This window comes from Streptomyces sp. NPDC051738 (assembly GCF_044453205.1).
Taxonomy (GTDB): domain Bacteria; phylum Actinomycetota; class Actinomycetes; order Streptomycetales; family Streptomycetaceae; genus Streptomyces.
In genome coordinates this window covers 174,697-195,086 of record NZ_JBITCM010000007.1, presented here as the reverse complement: position 1 = coordinate 195,086, position 20,390 = coordinate 174,697, and the positions used below count along the sequence as shown (strand labels likewise).

Annotated in this window: 16 protein-coding genes and 1 tRNA gene; 8 read left to right on the top strand and 9 right to left on the bottom strand. The window is 69.8% G+C overall.

Going from position 1 to position 20,390, the window contains the following annotated elements:
* Positions 1-67: 67 nt before the first annotated feature.
* Genes ACIA8X_RS18565 through ACIA8X_RS18550 form a run of 4 tightly spaced genes read left to right on the top strand, consistent with a single transcriptional unit; the run spans position 68 to position 4,423 of the window.
* Complete coding sequence (locus ACIA8X_RS18565; RefSeq protein WP_393442640.1) at positions 68-997, top strand: branched-chain amino acid ABC transporter permease; 930 nt, start codon at positions 68-70, stop codon at positions 995-997.
* 23 nt (positions 998-1,020) lie between these two features.
* Positions 1,021-2,832, top strand: coding sequence for a branched-chain amino acid ABC transporter permease (locus ACIA8X_RS18560; protein WP_399458768.1), 1,812 nt, complete (start codon positions 1,021-1,023; stop codon positions 2,830-2,832).
* A 5-nt stretch (positions 2,833-2,837) separates the two neighbouring features.
* Positions 2,838-3,710 (top strand): ABC transporter ATP-binding protein, encoded by an 873-nt coding sequence (locus ACIA8X_RS18555; RefSeq protein ID WP_393442638.1) that lies wholly within the window; start codon positions 2,838-2,840, stop codon positions 3,708-3,710.
* Positions 3,707-4,423 carry an ABC transporter ATP-binding protein gene (locus ACIA8X_RS18550; RefSeq protein ID WP_393442636.1) on the top strand — a complete coding sequence of 239 codons (717 nt, stop codon included), beginning with the start codon at positions 3,707-3,709 and terminating at the stop codon, positions 4,421-4,423. The genes ACIA8X_RS18555 and ACIA8X_RS18550 overlap by 4 nt, the downstream gene beginning before the upstream one ends.
* 76 nt (positions 4,424-4,499) lie before the next feature.
* Here the strand turns inward: ACIA8X_RS18550 and ACIA8X_RS18545 are convergent, their stop codons facing one another.
* On the bottom strand, positions 4,500-5,156 hold the full coding sequence (locus ACIA8X_RS18545) for an ANTAR domain-containing response regulator (protein WP_393442634.1): 657 nt from the start codon (positions 5,154-5,156) through the stop codon (positions 4,500-4,502).
* Positions 5,157-5,258: 102 nt separating this feature from the next.
* Here ACIA8X_RS18545 and ACIA8X_RS18540 point away from each other — a divergent pair.
* A tRNA-Leu gene (locus ACIA8X_RS18540) sits at positions 5,259-5,331 on the top strand.
* Positions 5,332-5,437: 106 nt separating this feature from the next.
* On the top strand, positions 5,438-6,184 hold the full coding sequence (locus ACIA8X_RS18535) for a helix-turn-helix domain-containing protein (RefSeq protein ID WP_393442632.1): 747 nt from the start codon (positions 5,438-5,440) through the stop codon (positions 6,182-6,184).
* 52 nt (positions 6,185-6,236) lie between these two features.
* On the opposite strand, the gene pyk is transcribed toward ACIA8X_RS18535, so the two are convergent.
* Entirely contained in the window at positions 6,237-7,673 is a 1,437-nt protein-coding gene (gene pyk, locus ACIA8X_RS18530) for a pyruvate kinase (RefSeq protein WP_393442630.1), read from the bottom strand.
* Positions 7,674-7,834: 161 nt separating this feature from the next.
* The gene (locus ACIA8X_RS18525) at positions 7,835-8,548 is read right to left on the bottom strand and encodes an SIMPL domain-containing protein (protein WP_393442628.1); all 714 of its coding nucleotides are present in this window, start codon (positions 8,546-8,548) and stop codon (positions 7,835-7,837) included.
* A 193-nt stretch (positions 8,549-8,741) separates the two neighbouring features.
* Here ACIA8X_RS18525 and ACIA8X_RS18520 point away from each other — a divergent pair, with 193 nt between their 5' ends.
* Positions 8,742-10,547, top strand: coding sequence for a bifunctional metallophosphatase/5'-nucleotidase (locus ACIA8X_RS18520; RefSeq protein WP_393442626.1), 1,806 nt, complete (start codon positions 8,742-8,744; stop codon positions 10,545-10,547).
* 21 nt (positions 10,548-10,568) lie between these two features.
* On the opposite strand, the gene ACIA8X_RS18515 is transcribed toward ACIA8X_RS18520, so the two are convergent.
* The 6 genes from ACIA8X_RS18515 to ACIA8X_RS18490 form a co-directional block, all read right to left on the bottom strand.
* A complete protein-coding gene (locus ACIA8X_RS18515) occupies positions 10,569-12,197 on the bottom strand; it encodes a SidA/IucD/PvdA family monooxygenase (RefSeq protein ID WP_393442624.1) in 1,629 nt (542 codons plus the stop codon).
* On the bottom strand, positions 12,194-13,600 hold the full coding sequence (locus ACIA8X_RS18510; protein WP_399458679.1) for a pyridoxal phosphate-dependent decarboxylase family protein: 1,407 nt from the start codon (positions 13,598-13,600) through the stop codon (positions 12,194-12,196). Before ACIA8X_RS18510 ends, ACIA8X_RS18515 begins: the two co-directional genes overlap by 4 nt.
* A gap of 264 nt (positions 13,601-13,864) precedes the next feature.
* The gene (pepN, locus tag ACIA8X_RS18505; RefSeq protein WP_399458678.1) at positions 13,865-16,369 is read right to left on the bottom strand and encodes an aminopeptidase N; all 2,505 of its coding nucleotides are present in this window, start codon (positions 16,367-16,369) and stop codon (positions 13,865-13,867) included.
* A gap of 106 nt (positions 16,370-16,475) precedes the next feature.
* Entirely contained in the window at positions 16,476-17,021 is a 546-nt protein-coding gene (locus ACIA8X_RS18500) for a two-component system response regulator (RefSeq protein ID WP_393442618.1), read from the bottom strand.
* A gap of 205 nt (positions 17,022-17,226) precedes the next feature.
* A complete protein-coding gene (locus ACIA8X_RS18495; RefSeq protein WP_393442616.1) occupies positions 17,227-17,577 on the bottom strand; it encodes a chorismate mutase in 351 nt (116 codons plus the stop codon).
* Positions 17,578-17,601: 24 nt separating this feature from the next.
* Positions 17,602-18,489, bottom strand: coding sequence for a helix-turn-helix domain-containing protein (locus ACIA8X_RS18490; protein ID WP_393442614.1), 888 nt, complete (start codon positions 18,487-18,489; stop codon positions 17,602-17,604).
* Between the two features lie 98 nt (positions 18,490-18,587).
* On the opposite strand from ACIA8X_RS18490, the gene ACIA8X_RS18485 reads away from it, so the two are divergent.
* Positions 18,588-20,363, top strand: coding sequence for a beta-galactosidase family protein (locus ACIA8X_RS18485; protein ID WP_399458677.1), 1,776 nt, complete (start codon positions 18,588-18,590; stop codon positions 20,361-20,363).
* Positions 20,364-20,390: the final 27 nt, after the last annotated feature.

Below are 20,390 nucleotides of genomic sequence, written 5' to 3'. Positions count from 1 at the left end.
CGCGCGGGAGCACCCATCAGCGCTCCCGCGCGGCGCCATATCCGAACCACTCCACGGAGGCCCTGCGGTGAACGAACTGCCGCAACAGCTGGCCAATGGACTCATCCTCGGCGCGATGTACGGACTCATCGCGATCGGCTACACGATGGTCTACGGCATCGTCCAGCTCATCAACTTCGCCCACGGCGAGATATTCATGGTCGGGGGCTTCGGCGCCCTGACCGTCTGGTTGGTACTCCCCGAAGGCTTCGCCCTCGGCGCCGCGATCCCCCTCATGATCCTCGCCGGTGTCATCGTCTCGGTCGCCGTCGCCACCGCGGCGGAACGCTTCGCCTACCGGCCACTGCGCACCGCGCCACGGCTGGCACCCCTCATCACCGCCATCGGCCTCTCCATCGTCCTCCAGCAGGCCGTGTGGATGTGGTACCCGGACGCGAAGAAGGACCAGCCCTTCCCGCAGTTCGAAGGCGGCCCCATCGACGTCCTGGGCGCCAACATCCAGCGCGGCGACCTCTTCGTCCTGATCGCCGCCCCGCTGTGCATGTTCGCCCTCGGCATCTTCGTCAACAAGACGCGCTCCGGCCGCGGCATGCAGGCCACCGCCCAGGACCCCGACACAGCCAAGCTGATGGGCATCAACACCGACCGCATCATCGTCATGGCCTTCGCCATCGGTGCCGCGTTCGCCGCCATCGCCGCGGTCGCCTACGGCCTCAAAAATGGCCAGGTCGGCTTCCGCATGGGCTTCCTGATGGGCCTCAAAGCCTTCACCGCAGCCGTCCTCGGCGGCATCGGCAACATCTACGGCGCCATGCTCGGCGGCATCTGCCTCGGCGTGGCCGAGTCCCTCGCCACCGGCTACGTCGGCGACATCCCCGGCATGGAACTCTTCGGCGGCGGCGCCTGGAAGGACGTATGGGCGTTCGCGCTCCTCATCCTCGTCCTCCTGTTCAGGCCACAAGGCCTGCTCGGCGAACGCGTCGCGGATCGGGCGTGATACCCATGACCACCGAGACCCCCATGGACAAGAGCACCGACACCACCAAGGTGTCCACGGCCCCGGCCACCCCGATCATCCCGCTGCCGCACACCGCGGCCCGCGCGCTGACCATCGCCGGCTCCGCCATCGCCCTCGCAGGCACCTTCCTCGCCTGGACCTGGACCGAGGAATTCCCGGGCAAACTCACCATCACCGGCTACCCCGGCGGCCTCCAGGTCCTCACCCTCGTCGGCTCCGTACTCACCCTGCTGTTCGCCCTCTCCGGCTACGGCATCCGCGGCCTCGCCTGGCTCACCCCCGGCGGCAAGAACAGCCCCGTCCTGCTCGCCGCCCTCGGCGTGTTCGGCACCACGGGCTACGCCATGGGCGCCATCAGCCAGGAACTCGGCGGCCTCGTCAACCTGGAACCCGGCGCCTGGGTCTCCGGCATCGGCGCGCTCGTCGCCGTCATCGGCGCCCTTGGCCTCCCGGTCGACCAGCCCTACGACGCGGCGGACCCCACCCCCAACCTCTGGGGCCGGATACGCCACTCGCTCACCGCACCCGAACCCGCCCGGGCCAAGGAACTGCCCTCCTGGGTGGAGATCCTGATCATCGCCGCGGGCTTCGGCGTCGGCCTGTACGTCTTCGCGTACGGCATCGGCACCGAATACTCCGAGCTGTTCATCGGCTTCCTCATCGTCACGGCCTTCGGCTTCACCGCCGTGACCCGCGCAGGCCTCCTCAAGCGGCTCTCGGCACTCACCGCCAAGCACCGCAACGTGGCCATGGCAGCGGCCTTCGTCGCCGCGATGTGCTTCCCGTTCACCCAGACCAACGACCAGTTCGCCCTCATCGGCGCGAACATCCTGATCTTCGCCACGGTCGCCCTGGGCCTCAACGTCGTCGTCGGCCTCGCCGGCCTCCTCGACCTCGGATACGTCGCCTTCCTCGGCGTCGGCGCCTACGCCGCCGCCCTGGTCTCCGGCTCCCCCCAGTCGAGCATCGGCGTCGAATTCCCGTTCTGGGCGGCCGTCCTCACCGGCGCCGCCGCCTCGCTGATCTTCGGCGTGGTGATCGGTGCCCCGACCCTGCGACTTCGCGGCGACTACCTCGCCATCGTGACGCTCGGTTTCGGTGAGATCTTCCGCATCACCATGAACAACCTGAACGGCAACAGCGGACCGGACGTCACCAACGGCTCCAACGGCATCCCCAACATCCCGGACCTGGAGATCTTCGGGTTCAACCTCGGGCTGCCGCACGACGTCCTGGGCACCGAGCTCACCCGCTCCGGCAACTACTACCTGCTGATGCTGCTGTGCACGGCGATCGTCGTCCTGGTCTTCCGCCGCTCGGCGGAATCCCGCATCGGCCGCGCCTGGGTCGCCATCCGCGAGGACGAGACCGCCGCCACCGCGATGGGCATCAACGGCTTCCGCCTGAAGCTCCTCGCCTTCGCGCTCGGCGCCGCCCTCGCCGGCCTCGCCGGCACCGTCCAGGCGCACGTGTCGTACAGCGTCACGCCCGAGCAGTACCAGTTCGCCGGCTCCGTACCGCCGAACTCGGCCTTCCTGCTCGCCGCCGTCATCCTCGGCGGCATGGGCACCATCAGCGGCCCGCTGATCGGCGCCGCGCTGCTCTACCTCATCCCGGCCAAGCTCCAGTTCATGGCGGAATACCAGCTGCTCCTCTTCGGCATCGCCCTGATGCTGCTGATGCGCTTCCGCCCCGAAGGCCTGGTCGCCGACCGCAGGAAGCAGCTCGAATTCCACGAGACCGGACAGCTCGACGTACCGGAGGACAAGCCATTGCCCGAAGGCGCGACCGGCGTCGCCAAGGCAGGGGCGTGACCGCCATGACCACCACCACGACCACACCCACCGCCACGACGGTGCTCGACGCGAGCGGTGTCACGATGCGCTTCGGCGGTCTGACCGCCGTACGCGATGTGTCCCTCACCGTGAACACCGGCGAGATCGTCGGCCTCATCGGCCCCAACGGCGCCGGCAAGACGACCTTCTTCAACTGCCTCACCGGCCTGTACGTGCCGACCGAGGGCAAGGTCGCCTACAAGGGCACCGTCCTCCCGCCCAAGCCGCACCTGGTCACCCAGGCCGGCATCGCCCGTACCTTCCAGAACATCCGGCTCTTCGCCAACATGACCGTTCTGGAGAACGTACTGGTCGGACGGCACACCCGCACCAAGGAAGGCCTCTGGTCGGCCCTCCTGCGCCTCCCCGGCTTCAAGAAGGCCGAAGAGGAGTCCCGCGCCCGCGCCATGGAACTCCTGGAGTTCACCGGCCTCGCCGCCAAGGCCGACCACCTCGCCCGCAACCTGCCCTACGGCGAACAGCGCAAGCTGGAAATCGCCCGAGCACTCGCGAGCGAGCCCGGCCTGCTCCTCCTCGACGAGCCCACCGCCGGCATGAACCCGCAGGAGACCCGGGCCGCCGAAGAGCTCATCTTCGCCATCCGGGACAAGGGCATCGCCGTCCTCGTCATCGAGCACGACATCCGGTTCATCATGAACCTCTGCGACCGGGTCGCCGTGCTCGTCCAGGGCGAGAAGATCGTCGAGGGCCCCGCCGAGGTCGTCCAGGCCGACGAACGCGTCATCGCCGCCTACCTCGGCACGCCCTTCGAGGGCGCACCGGGCGAGGCGGAGGTCGCCGAAGTCGAGGCCGCGGAGGCCGAGGCGCAGGCCAGCACGGAAGGGGACGACAAGTGACCGCACTGCTCGAGGTCGAGGACCTCAGGGTCGCTTACGGCAAGATCGAAGCCGTCAAAGGCATCTCGTTCAAGGTGAACGCGGGCGAGGTCGTCACCCTCATCGGCACCAACGGCGCCGGAAAGACCACCACCCTGCGGACCCTCTCGGGCCTCCTCCAGCCGCTCTCCGGCGACATCCGGTTCGAGGGCAAATCGCTGAAGAAGATCCCCGCACACAAGGTCGTCGCACTGGGGCTCGCCCACTCCCCCGAGGGCCGGCACATCTTCCCCCGCATGACGATCGAGGACAACCTCCGCCTCGGCGCGTTCCTGCGCACCGACAAAGAGGGCATCGAGAAAGACATCCAGCGCGCCTACGACCTCTTCCCCATCCTCGGAGAGCGCCGCAAGCAGGCCGCGGGCACCCTCTCCGGCGGTGAGCAGCAAATGCTCGCCATGGGACGGGCGCTGATGTCCAAGCCGAAGCTGCTCATGCTGGACGAGCCCTCCATGGGCCTCTCCCCCATCATGATGCAGAAGATCATGGCGACCATCCAGGAGCTCAAGTCCCAGGGCACCACCATCCTGCTCATCGAGCAGAACGCCCAGGCCGCGCTCTCCCTGGCCGACCACGGCCACGTCATGGAGGTCGGCAAGATCGTCCTCTCCGGCTCCGGGCAGGACCTCCTGCACGACGAGTCGGTACGGAAGGCGTATCTGGGCGAGGACTGACCGCCCACATGAGTGAGGCCCGTGTCCCCCGGTTGAGAGGGGGCACGGGCCTCAGCCATCCGCTTGCTCAAGTACGTCAGCCCTTGGCGGCCTTCTTCTCCTCGGCGTCCTGGATGACGGCCTCGGCGACCTGCTGCATGGACATCCGACGGTCCATCGACGTCTTCTGGATCCACCGGAACGCGGCGGGCTCCGTCAACCCGTACTGGGTCTGGAGGATGGACTTCGCCCGGTCCACCAGCTTCCGCGTCTCCAGCCGGAGGGTCAGGTCAGCGACCTCCTTCTCCAGCTCCTTCAGCTCCGTGAACCGCGAGACGGCCATCTCGATCGCCGGCACGACATCACTCTTGCTGAACGGCTTGACCAGGTACGCCATGGCACCGGCATCCCTAGCCCGCTCGACGAGATCGCGCTGCGAGAAGGCGGTCAGCATCAACACGGGCGCGATGCTCTCCTCGGCGATCTTCTCGGCCGCCGAAATACCGTCCAGCTTCGGCATCTTGACGTCGAGGATGACAAGGTCGGGCCGGTGCTCACGGGCAAGCTCGATGGCCTGCTCACCATCACCGGCCTCACCGACGACGGTGTACCCCTCTTCTTCGAGCATCTCTTTGAGATCGAGCCGGATCAGCGCCTCGTCCTCGGCAATGACGACACGGGTCGTCAGCGGAGGCACGTGCGACTTGTCGTCGTCGGGCGCGTCTACGGGCTGGGGCGACTCGGGGGCGGTCACGGGGGCTCCTCGTTCAGGGGCAGGGGTGCTGCTGACAAGAGCGTACCTAGCTGCGGTAAGGTGGGGGCACGGCGGGTAACCACCAACCTTCATTTTGAAGGGGCCCCGGTAGCCCAGCGGAAGAGGCAATGGATTCAAAACCCATACAGCGTCGGTTCGAATCCGACTCGGGGCACTTTTCCTTGGTTTCCAAGGTCGCCACAAGAAAGCGGATGTTCACGTTCTCGTGAACATCCGCTTTTTGCTGTGCGTCGCCGCGATCACCCTCACAGAGTGTGCACATGTACGACGTCAGCACACGCAAGCGAGCCCTCGCGCTGGTCTCTCAGGGACGCAGCCTGAATTCGGTCAGCCGAGTGACGGGCATTTCACGAGCCGCAATCCGCTCCTGGCAGACACGCCTGGAACCCCTACCTCGCATTGCGCCTCAGGATTCTGGGCCACCCGCCGATGAACGCGCGTACGCCTATCTGCTGGGCCTCTACCTCGGCGACGGCTGCATCAGTTCCCACCCCCGCGGCACCGGATACTACCTGCGCATCGCCTGCGCCGACGCGTGGCCCGGCCTCATCCGCCAGTGCCGCGAAGCCATCACCCAAGTGCGCCCAGGCATCGGCGTGTACGCCCTACAGAAGGAGGGCTGCACGATGGTGACCAGCTACTCCCCGCACTGGCCCCGCCTCTTCCCGCAGCACGGCCCCGGCAAGAAGCACGAGCGCTCGATCACGCTCACCCCCTGGCAACAAACCATCGTCGACACGTACCCGTGGGAGTTCATCCGCGGCCTCATCCACTCGGACGGATGCCGCATCACCAACTGGACCACCCGCCCCGTAGGCGGCGAGCGTAAGCGCTACGAATACCCCCGGTACTTCTTCACCAACCTGTCGAGCGACATCATCGGGCTCTTCACAGCCGCTCTGGATCACGTCGGCGTCGAATGGCGACAGGCCAATACCCGCAACATCTCCATCGCCCGCAAAGCCTCCGTAGCCCTCATGGACACCCACGTAGGCCCCAAGTACTGACCCACCCAGCAAAGGGCCCCTCCTCAAGAACCGAAGAGGGGCCCTCCACCTGCTACTTCGGACTGTCGTCCTCCCCGATGTGATGCACCCGCACCAGGTTCGTCGAGCCCGAAACCCCGGGAGGCGAGCCCGCCGTGATGACCACCGTGTCGCCCTTCTTGCAGCGGCCGTACTTCAGCAACAACTCATCCACCTGGTCGACCATCGCGTCCGTCGACTCCACATGCGGGCCCAGGAACGTCTCCACTCCCCACGTCAGATTCAGCTGGGAACGCGTCGCAGGCTCCGGCGTGAACGCCAGCAGGGGAATCGGCGACCGATACCGGGAAAGGCGGCGGGCGGTGTCGCCGGACTGGGTGAAGGCGACCAGGAACTTGGCGCCGAGGAAGTCGCCGATCTCGGCTGCCGCGCGGGCCACCGCGCCGGCCTGGGTGCGGGGCTTGTTGAGTTCCGTCAGGGGCGGGAGGCCCTTCGCCAGGATATCCTCCTCGGCGGCCTCGACGATCTTCGCCATCGTCCGGACCGTCGCGATCGGGTACTTGCCGACGCTCGTCTCACCGGACAGCATCACGGCGTCCGTGCCGTCGATGACGGCGTTCGCCACGTCCGACGCCTCCGCGCGCGTCGGGCGGGAGTTGTCGATCATGGAGTCGAGCATCTGGGTGGCGACGATCACCGGCTTGGCGTTGCGCTTGGCCAGTTTGATGGCGCGCTTCTGGACGATCGGGACCTGTTCCAGCGGCATCTCCACGCCGAGGTCGCCGCGGGCGACCATGATGCCGTCGAAGGCGGCGACGATGTCGTCGATGGCGTCGACCGCCTGGGGCTTCTCCACCTTGGCGATCACCGGGAGGCGGCGGCCTTCCTCGTCCATGATGCGGTGGACGTCCTCGATGTCGCGGCCGGAGCGGACGAAGGACAAGGCGATGACGTCGAAGCCCGTCCGCAGCGCCCAGCGGAGGTCGGCCTCGTCCTTCTCCGACAAGGCCGGCACCGACACCGCGACGCCCGGAAGGTTGAGTCCCTTGTTGTCGGAGACCATGCCGCCCTCGACCACCGTGGTGTGGACGCGTGGGCCGTCGACGGAGGTGACCTCCAGGCAGACTTTGCCGTCGTCGACGAGGATGCGTTCACCTGGGGTGACGTCGGCGGCGAGGCCGGAGTAGGTGGTGCCGCACTGCTGGCGGTCGCCTTCCGCGCCCTCCTCGACGGTGATGGTGAAGGTGTCTCCGCGTTCAAGGAGTACGGGTCCTTCGGTGAAGCGGCCGAGGCGAATCTTCGGGCCTTGAAGGTCGGCGAGGACGCCGACGCTGCGGCCGGTCTCGTCGGAGGCCTTGCGTACGCGCTGGTAGCGCTCCTCGTGATCGGCGTAGCCGCCGTGGCTGAGGTTGAATCGGGCGACGTCCATTCCGGCGTCGACCAGTGCCTTTATCTGGTCGTACGAGTCGGTGGCGGGGCCCAGGGTGCAGACGATTTTCGCTCGGCGCATGTTTCGACTCTATGACTTACCGGCGGGTAGAGAATTGGTCCGGCATGACTACTCAACAACCTTTGCGTGAAGGGCTATTGACAAGTGTTGAATTGTGCGGCGGGGCGCTCCGATGAGCGTTCGAATCGCCCCGCCGGGGTTATTCGCAGGGCCGGGGTCGCTCACAGTTGTGGCGGCGTCATGGTGAATCGCGCGTTCACCTGGGCGTGGACCTGCTGCCGCTCGGGTTCGAGATCGAGGGGGGCCGCCGCGGTGTCCTCTGCGGCGCCGTAGGCCATGGAGCGCATACGACCGCCGCGGGTCTGCGGGTAGGGGGCGTTCTCGGCGCCGATGTCGGCGAGTTCCACGAGCGCGGCCAGTGTGCTTCCCAGCGCTTCGGCGTACTCCCGCGCGCGCTGCACTGCCTCCCGTACTGCCTGCTGCCTTGCCTGTCGGTGGGCCGGGGAGTCGGGGCGCAGGCCCCACCAGGGGCCGTCGACGCGGGTCAGTTCCAAGTCGGCCAGGCGTGTGGTGAGTTCGCCGAGTGCGGTGAAGTCGGTCAGTACGGCGGTGATGTGGACGCGGCCGTGGTGGGCGTGGACGCGTTCGCCGCGGCCCTTGTCCTTGAGTTCGGGGCTGATGGAGAAGGCGCCGGTCTCCAGTCGTTCGACGGCGTCGCCGTAGGTCTTGATGAGGTCGAGGACGGAGGTGTTGCGGCGGGTGAGGTCGTCGAGGGCGGCGCGCCGGTCCTTGCCGCGGGAGGCGACGGTGACGCCGATGCGGGCGATTTCCGGGTCGACTTCCAGGTGGGCTTCGCCGCGGACGGCGATGCGGGGGGCGTCGGGGGTGCCGTAGGGGACGGGGGGCTGGGGGTCGTCCGGTGAAGGGCTGGTCATACGCCCCACTCTGTCACCGCTTGGCGGGTTAGGGGGCGGGGAGTTCACAGCTTCGGTCATCAGATCGAAACCTGCGGGGTCTGTTGCCACTCGCCATGCCCAGGTCAGAATCTACGCGCGTCAGAATCTGCGGACGGTCTGTGGACGGGCAGAATCTACGCGCGTTGTTGACCTTCCCCCAGGAGAAGCACTCATGCCGTTGGACCGCCGGAAGTTCCTGAAGAAGTCCGCCGTGACCGGAGCGGGGGTGGCGCTGGCCACCACGGCGGCCGCCCCTGCGGCCCAGGCCGCTCAGCCGGCGAAGGGCTCCCGGCCGGCGAAGCGGTACGCGCTGACCGTGATGGGCACGACCGACCTGCACGGCAACATCTTCAACTGGGACTACTTCAAGGACGCCGAGTACTCGGACGCCAAGGGCAACGCGAAGGGCCTGGCGCGCGTCTCGACGCTGGTGAACCAGGTCCGCGCGGAGAAGGGCCGCCGCAACACGCTGCTCATCGACGCGGGCGACACGATCCAGGGCACCCCGCTGACGTACTACTACGCGAAGGTCGACCCGATCACCGCCAAGGGTGGTCCGATCCACCCGATGGCGGCGGCGATGAACGCGATCGGGTACGACGCGGTGGCCCTCGGCAACCACGAGTTCAACTACGGCATCGAGACGCTGCGCAAGTTCGAGGAGCAGTGCGACTTCCCGCTGCTGGGTGCGAACGCGCTGGACGCGAAGACGCTGAAGCCCGCCTTCCCGCCGTACTTCATCAAGAAGTTCTGCGTGCCGGGCGCTCCTGACGTGAAGGTCGCGGTCCTCGGGCTGACCAACCCCGGCATCGCGATCTGGGACAAGGCGTACGTCGAGGGCAAGATGGTGTTCCCGGGTCTGGAGGAGCAGGCCGCGAAGTGGGTGCCGAAGCTGCGTTCGATGGGTGCGGACATCGTGATCGTGTCGGCGCACTCCGGTTCGTCGGGGACGTCGTCGTACGGTGACCAGCTGCCGTACATCGAGAACTCGTCGGCGCTGGTGGCGCAGCAGGTGCCGGGCATCGACGCGATTCTCGTCGGGCACGCGCACACGGAGATCGCGGAGCTGCTGGTCACGAACGAGAAGACGGGTAAGACGGTCGTGCTGTCGGAGCCGTTGTGCTACGCGCAGCGGCTGACCCTGTTCGACTTCGAGCTGGTCCTCGTCAAGGGTCGCTGGACGGTCGAGTCGGTGAAGGCGACGGTGCGCGACTCGAAGACGGTCGCCGACGACAAGAAGATCACCAAGCTGCTGAAGGACGACCACGACATCGTCGTGGAGTACGTCAACCAGGTCGTGGGCACTGCGACCGAGAAGCTGACGACCGTCGAGGCCCGCTACAAGGACGCCCCGATCATCGACCTGATCACCAAGGTCCAGGAGGACGTGGCCAAGGCGGCGCTGGCGGGCACGGAGTACGCCTCGCTGCCCGTCATCTCGCAGGCCTCTCCCTTCTCGCGGACCTCGGAGATCCCGGCCGGCGACGTGACCATCCGGGATCTGTCGAGCCTGTACGTCTACGACAACACGCTGGTCGCCAAGCTGATGACGGGCGCGCAGATCAAGGCGTACCTGGAGTACTCGGCGGAGTACTTCGTGCAGACCGCCGCCGACGCGGCGGTCGACGTGGAGAAGCTGACGAACGCGAACAACCGCCCCGACTACAACTACGACTACGTGTCGGGGCTGTCGTACGAGATCGACATCGCGCAGGCGGCGGGTTCGCGGATCAAGAACCTGTCCTTCAACGGTGCCGCCCTCGACGACGCCCAGAAGTTCGTGTTCGCCGTGAACAACTACCGGGCCAACGGCGGCGGCGCGTTCCCGCATGTGGCGTCGGCCCAGGAGCTGTGGGCCGAGTCGACGGAGATCCGTACCCGGATCGCGGAGTGGGTGACCGCGAAGGGTGTGCTGGACCCGAAGGACTTCGCGTCGGTGGACTGGAAGCTCACGCGGAACGGCACGCCGGTGTTCTAGGAGTTGCTCTTCTGGGGAGCCTCAGATCCCGTCCATGAGCGGTGTCAGCGCCTTCGGCTGACGGGCGCGCGGGATCTGGGGCTCTTGCTGTTGCAGGCCGAAGGTGGTGAAGGCCGTGCGGGTGGGGAGGGGGTAGGTCTCCTTGCCGGTGACGGCGTTGAGGATGCCGGCGCTGCGCCAGGCCGCGAGGCCGAGGTCCGGGGTGCCGATGCCGTGGGTGTGGCGTTCGGCGTTCTGGACGTAGACGTTGCAGCCGGAGCCGGTGACGTGCGGGTCCATGACCAGGCGGTACTGGTCGTCGATGCGGGGGCGTTCCTGGCTGTCGCGGCGCAGGTAGGGGTCGAGGCCGGCCAGGAGGCAGTCGAAGGGGCGTTCGCGGTAGCCGGTGGCCAGGACGACCGCGTCGGTGGTCAGGCGTGAGCGGGTGTTCTGGTGGACGTGCTCCAGGTGGAGTTCGACCTTGGTGGTGGCGATACGGCCGCCGGTGCGGACGCGGACGCCGGGGGTGAGGGTGACCTCGGGCCAGCCGCCGTGCAGGGTGCGGCGGTAGAGCTCGTCATGGATGGCGGCGAGTGTGTCGGCGTCGATGCCCTTGTGGAGCTGCCACTGTGAGGCGACGAGCTTGTCGCGGACCGGTTCGGCGAGGGCGTGGAAGTAGCGGGTGTAGTCGGGGGTGAAGTGCTCCAGGCCGAGCTTGGAGTACTCCATGGGTGCGAAGGCGGCCGTACGGCCGAGCCAGTGCAGCCCCTCGCGGCCCGCGGGGCGGCGCCTGAGCAGGTCCAGGAAGACCTCGGCGCCGGACTGTCCGGACCCGATGACGGTGACGTGCTCGGCGGCGAGCAGGGTCTCGCGGTGGTGCATGTAGTCGGCGGCGTGGATGACGGGCACGGCGGGCGCCTCGACGAGGGGCTTGAGCGGGTCGGGGACGTACGGCTCGGTGCCGATGCCGAGGACGATGTTCCTGGCGTAGGTACGGCCGAGCGCCTCGGCTTCCCCGTCCGGGCCGAGCTGGGTGAAGTCGACTTCGAAGACGTCGCGTTCGGGGTTGAAGCGGACGGCGTCGACCTGGTGGCCGAAGCTCAGCCCGGGGAGGTTCTCGCAGACCCAGCGGCAGTAGGCGTCGTACTCGGCCCGCTGGATGTGGAAGCGCTCGGCGAAGTAGAAGGGGAAGAGCCGGTCGCGGGCCTTGAGGTAGTTCAGGAAGGACCAGGGGCTGGCGGGGTCGGCGAGCGTCACCAGATCGGCGAGAAACGGCACTTGGATGCGCGCACCGTCGATGAGCAGCCCGGGGTGCCAGGAGAAGGCGGTGCGCCGCTCGTAGAAGACGGCGTCGAGCTCGGCGAGGGGGTGGGCGAGCGCGGCGAGGGAGAGGTTGAAGGGGCCGACACCGATGCCGACGAGGTCGCGGGGGGTGTCGGGGTCGGGGCCTGTCTGGGGGGTCGGGTGCGGGCCTGCCTGAGGATTTGAGTGCGGGGCGGACTGCAATCTCGGGTCAGGGCTCGTGCGGGGGCCCGTATGGGGGCTGGTGTGGCCGTCCTCGTGGTTGATGTGGGCGCCCGGGTGAGGGCCGTCATGGGGGCCGGCCTGGCTGGGGGCGGTCAGGGGGTCGGCGTGCCGGGGGGCGGTGTGGGGGTTTGGCTGGGGGGTCATTCGGGGGTGTTTCCTTCCACCAGTTTCAGGAGGGCGGCCAGGTCGTCGGGGCGCGTGTGGGGGTTGAGGTGCGTGGTCTTGAGCCACAGGCGTCCGTCTATCCGGGCCCGGCCGAGGACGGCGCGGCCGTCGGTGAGGAGCCTTCGGCGTACGGCGGCGACGGCGTCGTCGTCGGCGTGTGCGGGCCGGAACAGGACCGTGCTGATGGTGGGCGGGGCGTAGAGCTCGAACCCGGGGTGGCCGTGGACGAGGGCGGCGAACTCGCGGGCGCGGTCGCAGACCTGGTCGACGAGGCGGCCGAGGCCGGTGCGGCCGAGGGCCTTCAGGGTGACGGCGATCTTGAGGACGTCGGGCCGGCGGCTGGTGCGCAGGGAGCGGCCGAGCAGGTCGGGCAAGCCCGCCTCGGTGTCGTCCTCGGCGTTGAGGTAGTCGGCACGGTGGTGGAGCACGGCGAGGTCGCGCGGGTCCCGGACGGCGAGGAGACCTGCGGCGACCGGCTGCCAGCCGAGCTTGTGCAGGTCGAGGGTGACGGTGTCGGCGGCGTCGAGGCCGGTGAGCCGGTCGCGGTACCGGTCGCTGAAGAGGAGGGCTCCGCCGTAGGCGGCGTCGACGTGCAGTCGGGCGCCCTGGGCGGCGCACAGGGCGGCGATCTCCGGGAGGGGGTCGATGAGCCCGGCGTCGGTGGTGCCGGCGGTGGCGGCGACCACGAAGGAGCCGCGCGGCCCCTTCAGTTCCGTGAGGGCCTCGTCGAGGGCGGCGGGGTCGAGGGTCCCTGCCGGGGCGGGTACGACGACGGGTTCGGGCAGCCCCAGCAGCCAGGCGGCGCGGGGCAGCGAGTGATGCGCGTTCGCCCCGTGCACGAGCCGGACACCGGTGCCGTGCGCTTCTCGGGCGAGGAGCAGCGCGAGTTGGTTGGATTCGGTGCCGCCGGTGGTGATGAGGGCGGAGGGGGCGGCCGGGGGCGGGGTGGCTCCGGAGGCGGGGGCCCCGAAGACCTCCACCGCCAGTGCCTCCGTCACCAGCCCCTCCAACTCCGATGCCCCGGGCGCCTGGTCCCAGGAATCCAGCGAGGGATTGAGGGCGGAGGCGGCCAGGTCGGCGGCGGTGGCGAGGGCGAGGGGTGGGCAGTGCAGGTGGGCGGCGCAGAAGGGGTCCGAGGGGTCGGCGGCGCCCTCGGCGAGCGCCCGGACGACGTCGTGGAGGGCGTTGGGGTCGCCCGTCTCCGGCAGTACGTCCCCGATCGCGGCCCGCACGCGCGCGGCGACCGCGTCCGGGCCGCCGGAGGGCAATGGCCCCCCGCGCGCCCGGGTGCCCTCGCTCAGCGCGTCGAGCACGGTGTCGAGCAACGGCCGCAGGGCGTCGGGGCCTTCAGGGCCTGACGCGAGCGACGACGACGTGCCCATCGTGACCTCCCGGGCGCTGGGCAGAGGGGCTCCCAGCTTGTACCCGGATGCGTGGTCACGCCCGAAAAGCCCAACGATCGGAACCCGAAAGGGGGTACTTGCGTGCGGGGAAAGCGTGTCGGGTGGCGTATTGATGGTTGCGGAGTAGGGGGGCCTCCGCCATCGGAGGCAGCGCCCCTACGTCGTACGAACCAGCCGTCTACATCGCGCGGAGCCACCCGCTACGTCGTACGGACCCCGCCCCCTCTACGCCGTCCGGGCCCCCTACCCCTCCCGCACCCGCAACGCCCGTGCCAGGTCGTCGAGTTGGTCGGCGAGCCTGCGTCGCAGTGCCGGGATCGGCTCGCCGTCGTGCAGGCACTCCTCGCCCAGTCGCAGGGCGTCGGCGTCGACGGCGTACGCCGGGAAGGCGTAGCGGCCGGCGGAGTCGGCGATGGCGGGGCCTCGGCGGGCGGCGAGGGCGACCGCGTCCTTGTAGTAGCGGGGGACGTAACTCCGTAGGAGGTCGGCCTGTTCGGGCTGCCAGAAGCCCTGGGCGGTGGCGGTGAAGAGGTAGTTGGACAGGTCGGTGCCGGCGTCGGTGGCGAACATGGCGTCCCAGGCCCGCGCCTTGGCCTCCTCGTCGGGCAGGGCGGCCCGGCAGCGGGCGGCGCCTTCCTGGCCGGTGGCGCTCGGGTCGCGCTCCAGCTCGGCGGCGATGGCGGCCTCGTCGACGGCGCCGAGGACGGCCAGGCGGCCCAGGACGCGCCAGCGCAGCTCGGGGTCGAGTTCGGGTCCGCCCGGCACGGTGCCGTCGGCGAGCCAGGCGGCGATCGTGTCGGGGTGGGCGGCGACGTCGATGAAATGCCGTACGGCGATCAGCCGCAGACCGGGGTTGTCGCCGTCCTCGGTGCGTCGGATGAGGTCGCGGCAGAGGGCGGAGAGGGTGGCCAGGCCTGCGGGGCGCTCCTCGGCGGTGAGGTATCGGTCGGCGACCTGGGCGGCGGCGAAGGCGAGGACGCCCTGGACGACGGCGAGATCGGTCTCGTGCGGCAGGTGGGCGCGGGCGGCCTCCAGGTAGGCGGTGGCGGCCAGTTCGCCGTCGCGGACGGCGTCGCGCAGGGCGTTCCAGACGACCGCGCGGGTGAGCGGTTCGGGCAGCCCGGCGAGGCGCCCCCGGACGGTCTCGAAGGACTCGGGGTCGAAGCGGACCTTGGCGTAGGTCAGGTCGCCGTCGTTGAGCAGCAGCAGGGCCGGGCGCTTGCCGATGGGCTGCGGGGCGGTGTGCGGGATGTCGAGGTCGAGGCGTTCGCGCAGGACCAGGTGGCCCTCGTTGTCGCCGAGGTCGAGGTCGTACAGGCCGACGGCGATGCGGTGCGGGCGGCTGCCGGCGCGGTCGACGGTGAGGCTGTAGGTGCCGTTCTCGCCGGGGGCGACGGCCGGGGTGAGGGTGTCGACGCCGGTGGTGCGCAGCCAGGCGTCGGCCCAGGCGTGGACGTCGCGTTCGGTGGCGGCGGCGAGGGAGTCGATGAAGTCGGCGAGGGTGGCGTTGGCGAACTTGTGCCGGGCGAAGTGGGTGTTGATGCCGGCGAGGAAGTCCTTCTCGCCGAGCCAGGCGACCAGTTGGCGCAGCGCGGAGGCGCCCTTGGCGTAGGAGATGCCGTCGAAGTTGAGCTGGGCCTCGGCGGTGTCGTTGACGGCCTCGGGGGCGACGGGGTGGGTGGAGGGGCGCTGGTCGGCGTCGTAGCCCCAGGCCTTGCGGGCGACGCCGAAGTCGGTCCAGATGTCGGTGAAACGGGTGGCTTCGGCGCAGGTCTGGTAGCCCATGTACTCGGCGAAGGACTCGTTCAGCCAGATGTCGTCCCACCACTTGAGGGTGACGAGGTCGCCGAACCACATGTGGGCCATCTCGTGGGCGATGACCATGGCGCGGGTCTGGCGCTCGGTGTCGGTGACGGCGGAGCGGTAGACGAACTCGTCGCGGAAGGTGACGAGTCCGGGGTTCTCCATGGCGCCGGCGTTGAATTCGGGGACGAACGCCTGGTCGTAGGAGTCGAAGGGGTAGGGCTCCTCGAACTTCTCGTGGTAGCGGTCGAAGCAGGCCCGGGTGACGTCGAGGAGTTCGTCGGCGTCGGCGTCCAGGAACGGGGCGAGGGAGCGGCGGCAGTGCAGGGCGAAGGGCAGGCCGCGGTGCTCGGTGCGGATCGAGTGGTAGGGGCCGGCGGCGATCGCGGCGAGGTAGGTGGAGATCGGCGGGGTGTCGGCGATCGTCCAGTGGCCCGGCCCGTCCTGGGTGGCGATGCCGTTGCCGAGGACGGTCCACTCGGCGGGGGCGGTGACGGTGAAGGAGAAGACGGCCTTGAGGTCGGGCTGGTCGAAGGCGGCGAAGACGCGCTGGGCGTCGTCCATGCACAACTGCGTGTAGAGGTACGTCTGGCCGTCGACGGGGTCGGTGAAGCGGTGCATGCCCTCGCCGGTGCGGGAGTAGCGCATGGCCGCGTCGACGCGCAGTTCGTGCTCGCCTGCGGTGAGGTTCTTGAGGGGCAGCCGGTTCTCGTCCAGGGTCTCCGGGTCGAGGGGGTGTCCGTCGAGGGTGACGGAGCGCAGTTCGGCCGGCTTGATCTCGACGAAGGTGTCCGTGTCCGCTTGGTCCGCGCGCGTGGTGAACCGGATGACGGTGCGAGAGTCGAAGGTCTCGTCCCCGGTGTTCAGGTCGAGTTCGATCGCGTAGCGGTGGACGTCGAGGAGCTGGGCACGGGTCTGCGCTTCGTCGCGCGTCAGTACGGACATGAACGACATGCTGCCTGATGCCGCTGACAAGGCACAGGGGTGGATCGGTAAGGGCGTTATGTCCGGTCCATGGTCTCGGCGTTATGTCCGATCCGTGGTTGCGGCGTCAGGTCCGGTCCGTGGTCGGAGTCGCCGCAGGGCAGTCGCGCTGCGGCGGGACACGGGTGTCCGGATGGTGCAGGGCGGGGCGCGGTGCGGGTTCCCCGGCCCCGGGGTCGTCCTTGACGAGGGCGCGCAACTCGCGAACCTCCTGTTCCAGCGCGCGATGGCGCTGGTAGGAGTCGTACAGGTAGCGGACCTTGGTGCGCAGCGTCCACGGGTCGACGGGCTTCAGGACCAGGTCGGCGACGCGGAGCCGGAACGCGGTGGACATCAGCTTCTGGTCCGCGCCGAAGCCCGTGAGCAGGACGACCGGTATGTGCTGGGTCTGTTCCACCCGTCGCATGTAGCGCACCACGTCCAGGCCGCTGACGCCGGGCATCCGGACGTCCAGGAGCAGCAGGCCGACCTGGCCGCGGAGCACCTGCTTGAGCGCCTCGTCGCCGCTGGTGGCGCGGGCGAGCCGGTAGCCCAGCGGGGCCAGGGCGCTCTCCAGCGCGTACAGCGTTTCCTCGTGGTCGTCGACGATGAGGATCTTGGCATCCGACGGCATGGCCCGACGTCCCTCCCACGTGGACAGCCAGGGTATGTCCGGGGCGCTGACGGGGAGTGCCTGTCAGCTGACATGCGGTGCACAGCGCAGCATGCCCGGCACGGGCCGCCGTGTCACTCCCCCGGGAGGGCCTGACCGGGTCCCGCCGTCACTTTCGCGTCGCCCGCGCGCGGGGCGGGCGCGACCCGCACGACCGGGCCCGGGGTCACTTCGCCGTGGACGCGGCGCCGTTGATCGTGTCCTCGGCGATGCTCTCGTGGTGCCTGATCACCTCGGCGATGATGAAGTTCAGGAACTTCTCGGCGAACGCGGGGTCGAGCTTGGCGTTCTCGGCGAGGGTGCGCAGCCGGGCGATCTGCCGGCCCTCGCGGGCGGGGTCGGCGGGCGGCAGCTGGTGCTTGGCCTTGAGGTGGCCGACCTGCTGGGTGCACTTGAAGCGTTCGGCGAGCATGTGGACGACGGCAGCGTCGATGTTGTCGATGCTGTCGCGCAGCCGGGCGAGCTCCTCACGGACGGTGGGGTCGACGTCGCCGGCGGACGGGTTGCTGGTGGTCATGAGGGCCCAGCCTACGGGGCCGCCTCACGTGGTCGTTCGTTCGATCACGGGTGGATCGTCGGGGTCGGGGACCTGGTTGCTCCAGCCGCCGGGGACGGTGCGGCCCTGCTGGGCGCGGAAGCGGACGGGGGCCATGCCGACGCGGCGGGTGAACAGGCGGGAGAAGTAGGCGGGGTCGTCGTAGCCGACGCGGCGGGCGACGGCGGCGACGGGCAGCTCGGTGGCGGCGAGGAGTTCCTTGGCGCGGCCCAGGCGGATGCCGAGCAGATAGTCCTTGGGGCTGCAGCCGGCGCCGCGCCGCACGGCGGTGCGCAGCTCGGCGAGGGTCATGCCGTGCCGGGCGGCGTGGTCGGCGACGGTCAGCGGCAGGCAGGCGTCGCGGGCGAGGGCCTTGAGGACGGCCTCGCCGTCGGGTGCGAGGTCGGCGCGGGCGCGGCGCAGGGCGACGAGGAGTTCGTGGACGGCGGCGCCGGTCTCCACCTCCAGGAGCGGGTTGTCGCGGCGGGCGGCGCGTGCGATGCGGCCGATGACGGCGCGGGGGCCGGCGGCGTCGGACAGGGGCACGACGGGGCGGTCGGGTTCGATGTAGCCGAGTTCGGTGTACGTCGCGGTGGCGGGCCCGGCGAAGTCGACGAAGCCCTCGTCCCAGCCGGTGCCGGGGTCGGGCGCGTAGTGGTGCGGTACGCCGGGGGTCAGCCACAGCAGCGCGGGCGCGGTGACGGTCGTACGGCGGCCGTCGGGGCTCTCGTACCAGCCGCCGCCCGCGTTGATGACGACGGCCACGTGGTGGTCGAGGGTGCGCGGGCCGACGGTGGGCAGGGGGCCGTACTGGAGGCCGACGCCGAGGCAGACCAGGCCGAGCCGGTGGTGGGCGGGGCCGGGTGTGAAGAACCGCATCCAGGTGTGGTACATCCGCGCACCTCCTCGCTCCCGCTCTCGCTCTCCTCGGTCCAAGCAGCGCCGATCTTTGTCCATGGACCCTGACCTGCGCCAGAGGTGAGGGTGGGGTCATGAGTGAGTTCACGGTGGGGGACACGGATTTCCTGCTGGACGGGCGGCCGGTGCGGCTGCTGTCCGGCGCGCTGCACTACTTCCGGGTGCATGAGGCCCAGTGGGGGCACCGGCTGGCGATGCTGCGGGCGATGGGCCTCAACTGCGTGGAAACGTATGTGCCGTGGAACCTGCACGAGCCGGCGCCGGGTCGCGGCCGGGACGTGGAGGCGCTCGGCCGGTTCCTGGACGCGGCGCGGGAGGCGGGGTTGTGGGCGGTCGTGCGGCCGGGGCCGTACATCTGCGCCGAGTGGGAGAACGGCGGGCTGCCGTACTGGCTGACGGCCGAGGTGGGCGCACGCGCGCGTACCCGTGACGAGCGCTATATGGCGCATGTGGCGAGCTGGTTCGGGCGGCTGCTGCCTGAGATCGTGCCCCGGCAGATCGACCGGGGCGGGCCGGTGATCATGGTGCAGGTCGAGAACGAGTACGGCAGCTACGGCTCGGACGCGCAGTATCTGCGCCGCCTGGCCGGCCTGTTGCGCGAGCACGGCGTCACGGTCCCGCTGTTCACCTCGGACGGCCCCGAGGACCACATGCTCTCCGGCGGCTCGGTCCCCGGCGTCCTGGCCACTGTCAACTTCGGCTCCCACGCGCGCGTGGCCTTCGAGACGCTGCGCCGGCACCGCCCCGAAGGCCCGCTGATGTGCATGGAGTTCTGGTGCGGCTGGTTCGACCACTGGGGCGGCGAGCATGTCGTACGGGAACCCGGGGACGCGGCGGCGGCCCTGCGCGAGATCCTGGAGTGCGGGGCCTCGGTGAACCTGTACATGGCGCACGGCGGCACGAACTTCGCGGGCTGGGCGGGCGCCAACCGGGGCGGCGGCGCGCTGCACGACGGCCCGCTGGAGCCCGACGTGACGTCGTACGACTACGACGCCCCCGTCGACGAGTACGGCCGCCCCACGGAGAAGTTCTGGGCCTTCCGCGAGGTCCTCGCCGCCTATGCCGACGGCCCCCTGCCGGAAGTCCCGCCCGTACCGGCGCCGTTGGGTGCGCCGGCCGAGGTGGTCCTGACCGACTGGGCGCCCCTGGGCGACGTACTGCAGACGCTGGGCGGTCCGGAGACGTCCGGTCCCGTCCCGCCCGCCTTCGAGGAGCTGGGCGTCGAGCGGGGTCTGGTGCGGTACGAGGTTACGGTGCCGGGGCCGAGGCAGCCGTATCCGCTGACCGTGCGCGGGCTGCGGGACCGCGCCGTGGTGTATGTCGACGGGGAGCGGGCCGGGGTCCTCACCGAGGACGACGCGAGCCTCAAGGAGCCCGTCGCCGGGTACGCGCGTGTGGAGCTGTGGGTGGAGTCCCTGGGGCGGGTCAACTACGGGCCGCGGCTGGGCGAGCCCAAGGGGATCATCGGGGGCGTGCTGCACGAGCGCCAGTATCTGCACGACGTACGCGCGCGTGGGCTGCGGCTGGAGGCGCTGGACGACGTCGAGAGCGTCCGGGCGGTGCCGTCCCGGGAGCTGCCCGAGGACGGCGCCCCGGGGCTGTACCGGGGCACCGTCACGGTGCGGGGCGCCGGTGACGCCCGCCTGGAGCTGCCGGGACTGACCCGCGGGTTCGTCTGGATCAACGGGTTCGGCCTCGGCCGCTACTGGTCCGCGGGCCCTCAGCGCTCGCTGTACGTCCCCGGGCCCGTGCTGCGGGAGGGCGTCAACGAGGTGTGGGTGCTGGAGCTGGACGAGACGGCCCGGCCGGGGCCCGGCGAGGCCGGTCCCCCGGTACTCCGGGCCGTCTGACGTACATGCGTACGTACCCCTGTACGG

Excerpts from the sequence above, each read along its gene's own strand:
- ACIA8X_RS18485 (WP_399458677.1), top strand. The coding sequence starts at position 18,588 with ATGAGTGAGTTCACGGTGGGGGACACGGATTTCCTGCTGGACGGGCGG.
- ACIA8X_RS18490 (WP_393442614.1), bottom strand. The coding sequence starts at position 18,489 with ATGTACCACACCTGGATGCGGTTCTTCACACCCGGCCCCGCCCACCAC.
- ACIA8X_RS18555 (WP_393442638.1), top strand. The coding sequence starts at position 2,838 with ATGACCACCACCACGACCACACCCACCGCCACGACGGTGCTCGACGCG.
- ACIA8X_RS18495 (WP_393442616.1), bottom strand. The coding sequence starts at position 17,577 with ATGACCACCAGCAACCCGTCCGCCGGCGACGTCGACCCCACCGTCCGT.
- ACIA8X_RS18535 (WP_393442632.1), top strand. The coding sequence starts at position 5,438 with ATGTACGACGTCAGCACACGCAAGCGAGCCCTCGCGCTGGTCTCTCAG.
- pepN (WP_399458678.1), bottom strand. The coding sequence starts at position 16,369 with ATGTCCGTACTGACGCGCGACGAAGCGCAGACCCGTGCCCAGCTCCTC.
- ACIA8X_RS18525 (WP_393442628.1), bottom strand. The coding sequence starts at position 8,548 with ATGACCAGCCCTTCACCGGACGACCCCCAGCCCCCCGTCCCCTACGGC.
- ACIA8X_RS18515 (WP_393442624.1), bottom strand. The coding sequence starts at position 12,197 with ATGACCCCCCAGCCAAACCCCCACACCGCCCCCCGGCACGCCGACCCC.
- ACIA8X_RS18520 (WP_393442626.1), top strand. The coding sequence starts at position 8,742 with ATGCCGTTGGACCGCCGGAAGTTCCTGAAGAAGTCCGCCGTGACCGGA.
- ACIA8X_RS18560 (WP_399458768.1), top strand. The coding sequence starts at position 1,021 with ATGGACAAGAGCACCGACACCACCAAGGTGTCCACGGCCCCGGCCACC.
- pyk (WP_393442630.1), bottom strand. The coding sequence starts at position 7,673 with ATGCGCCGAGCGAAAATCGTCTGCACCCTGGGCCCCGCCACCGACTCG.
- ACIA8X_RS18510 (WP_399458679.1), bottom strand. The coding sequence starts at position 13,600 with ATGGGCACGTCGTCGTCGCTCGCGTCAGGCCCTGAAGGCCCCGACGCC.
- ACIA8X_RS18500 (WP_393442618.1), bottom strand. The coding sequence starts at position 17,021 with ATGCCGTCGGATGCCAAGATCCTCATCGTCGACGACCACGAGGAAACG.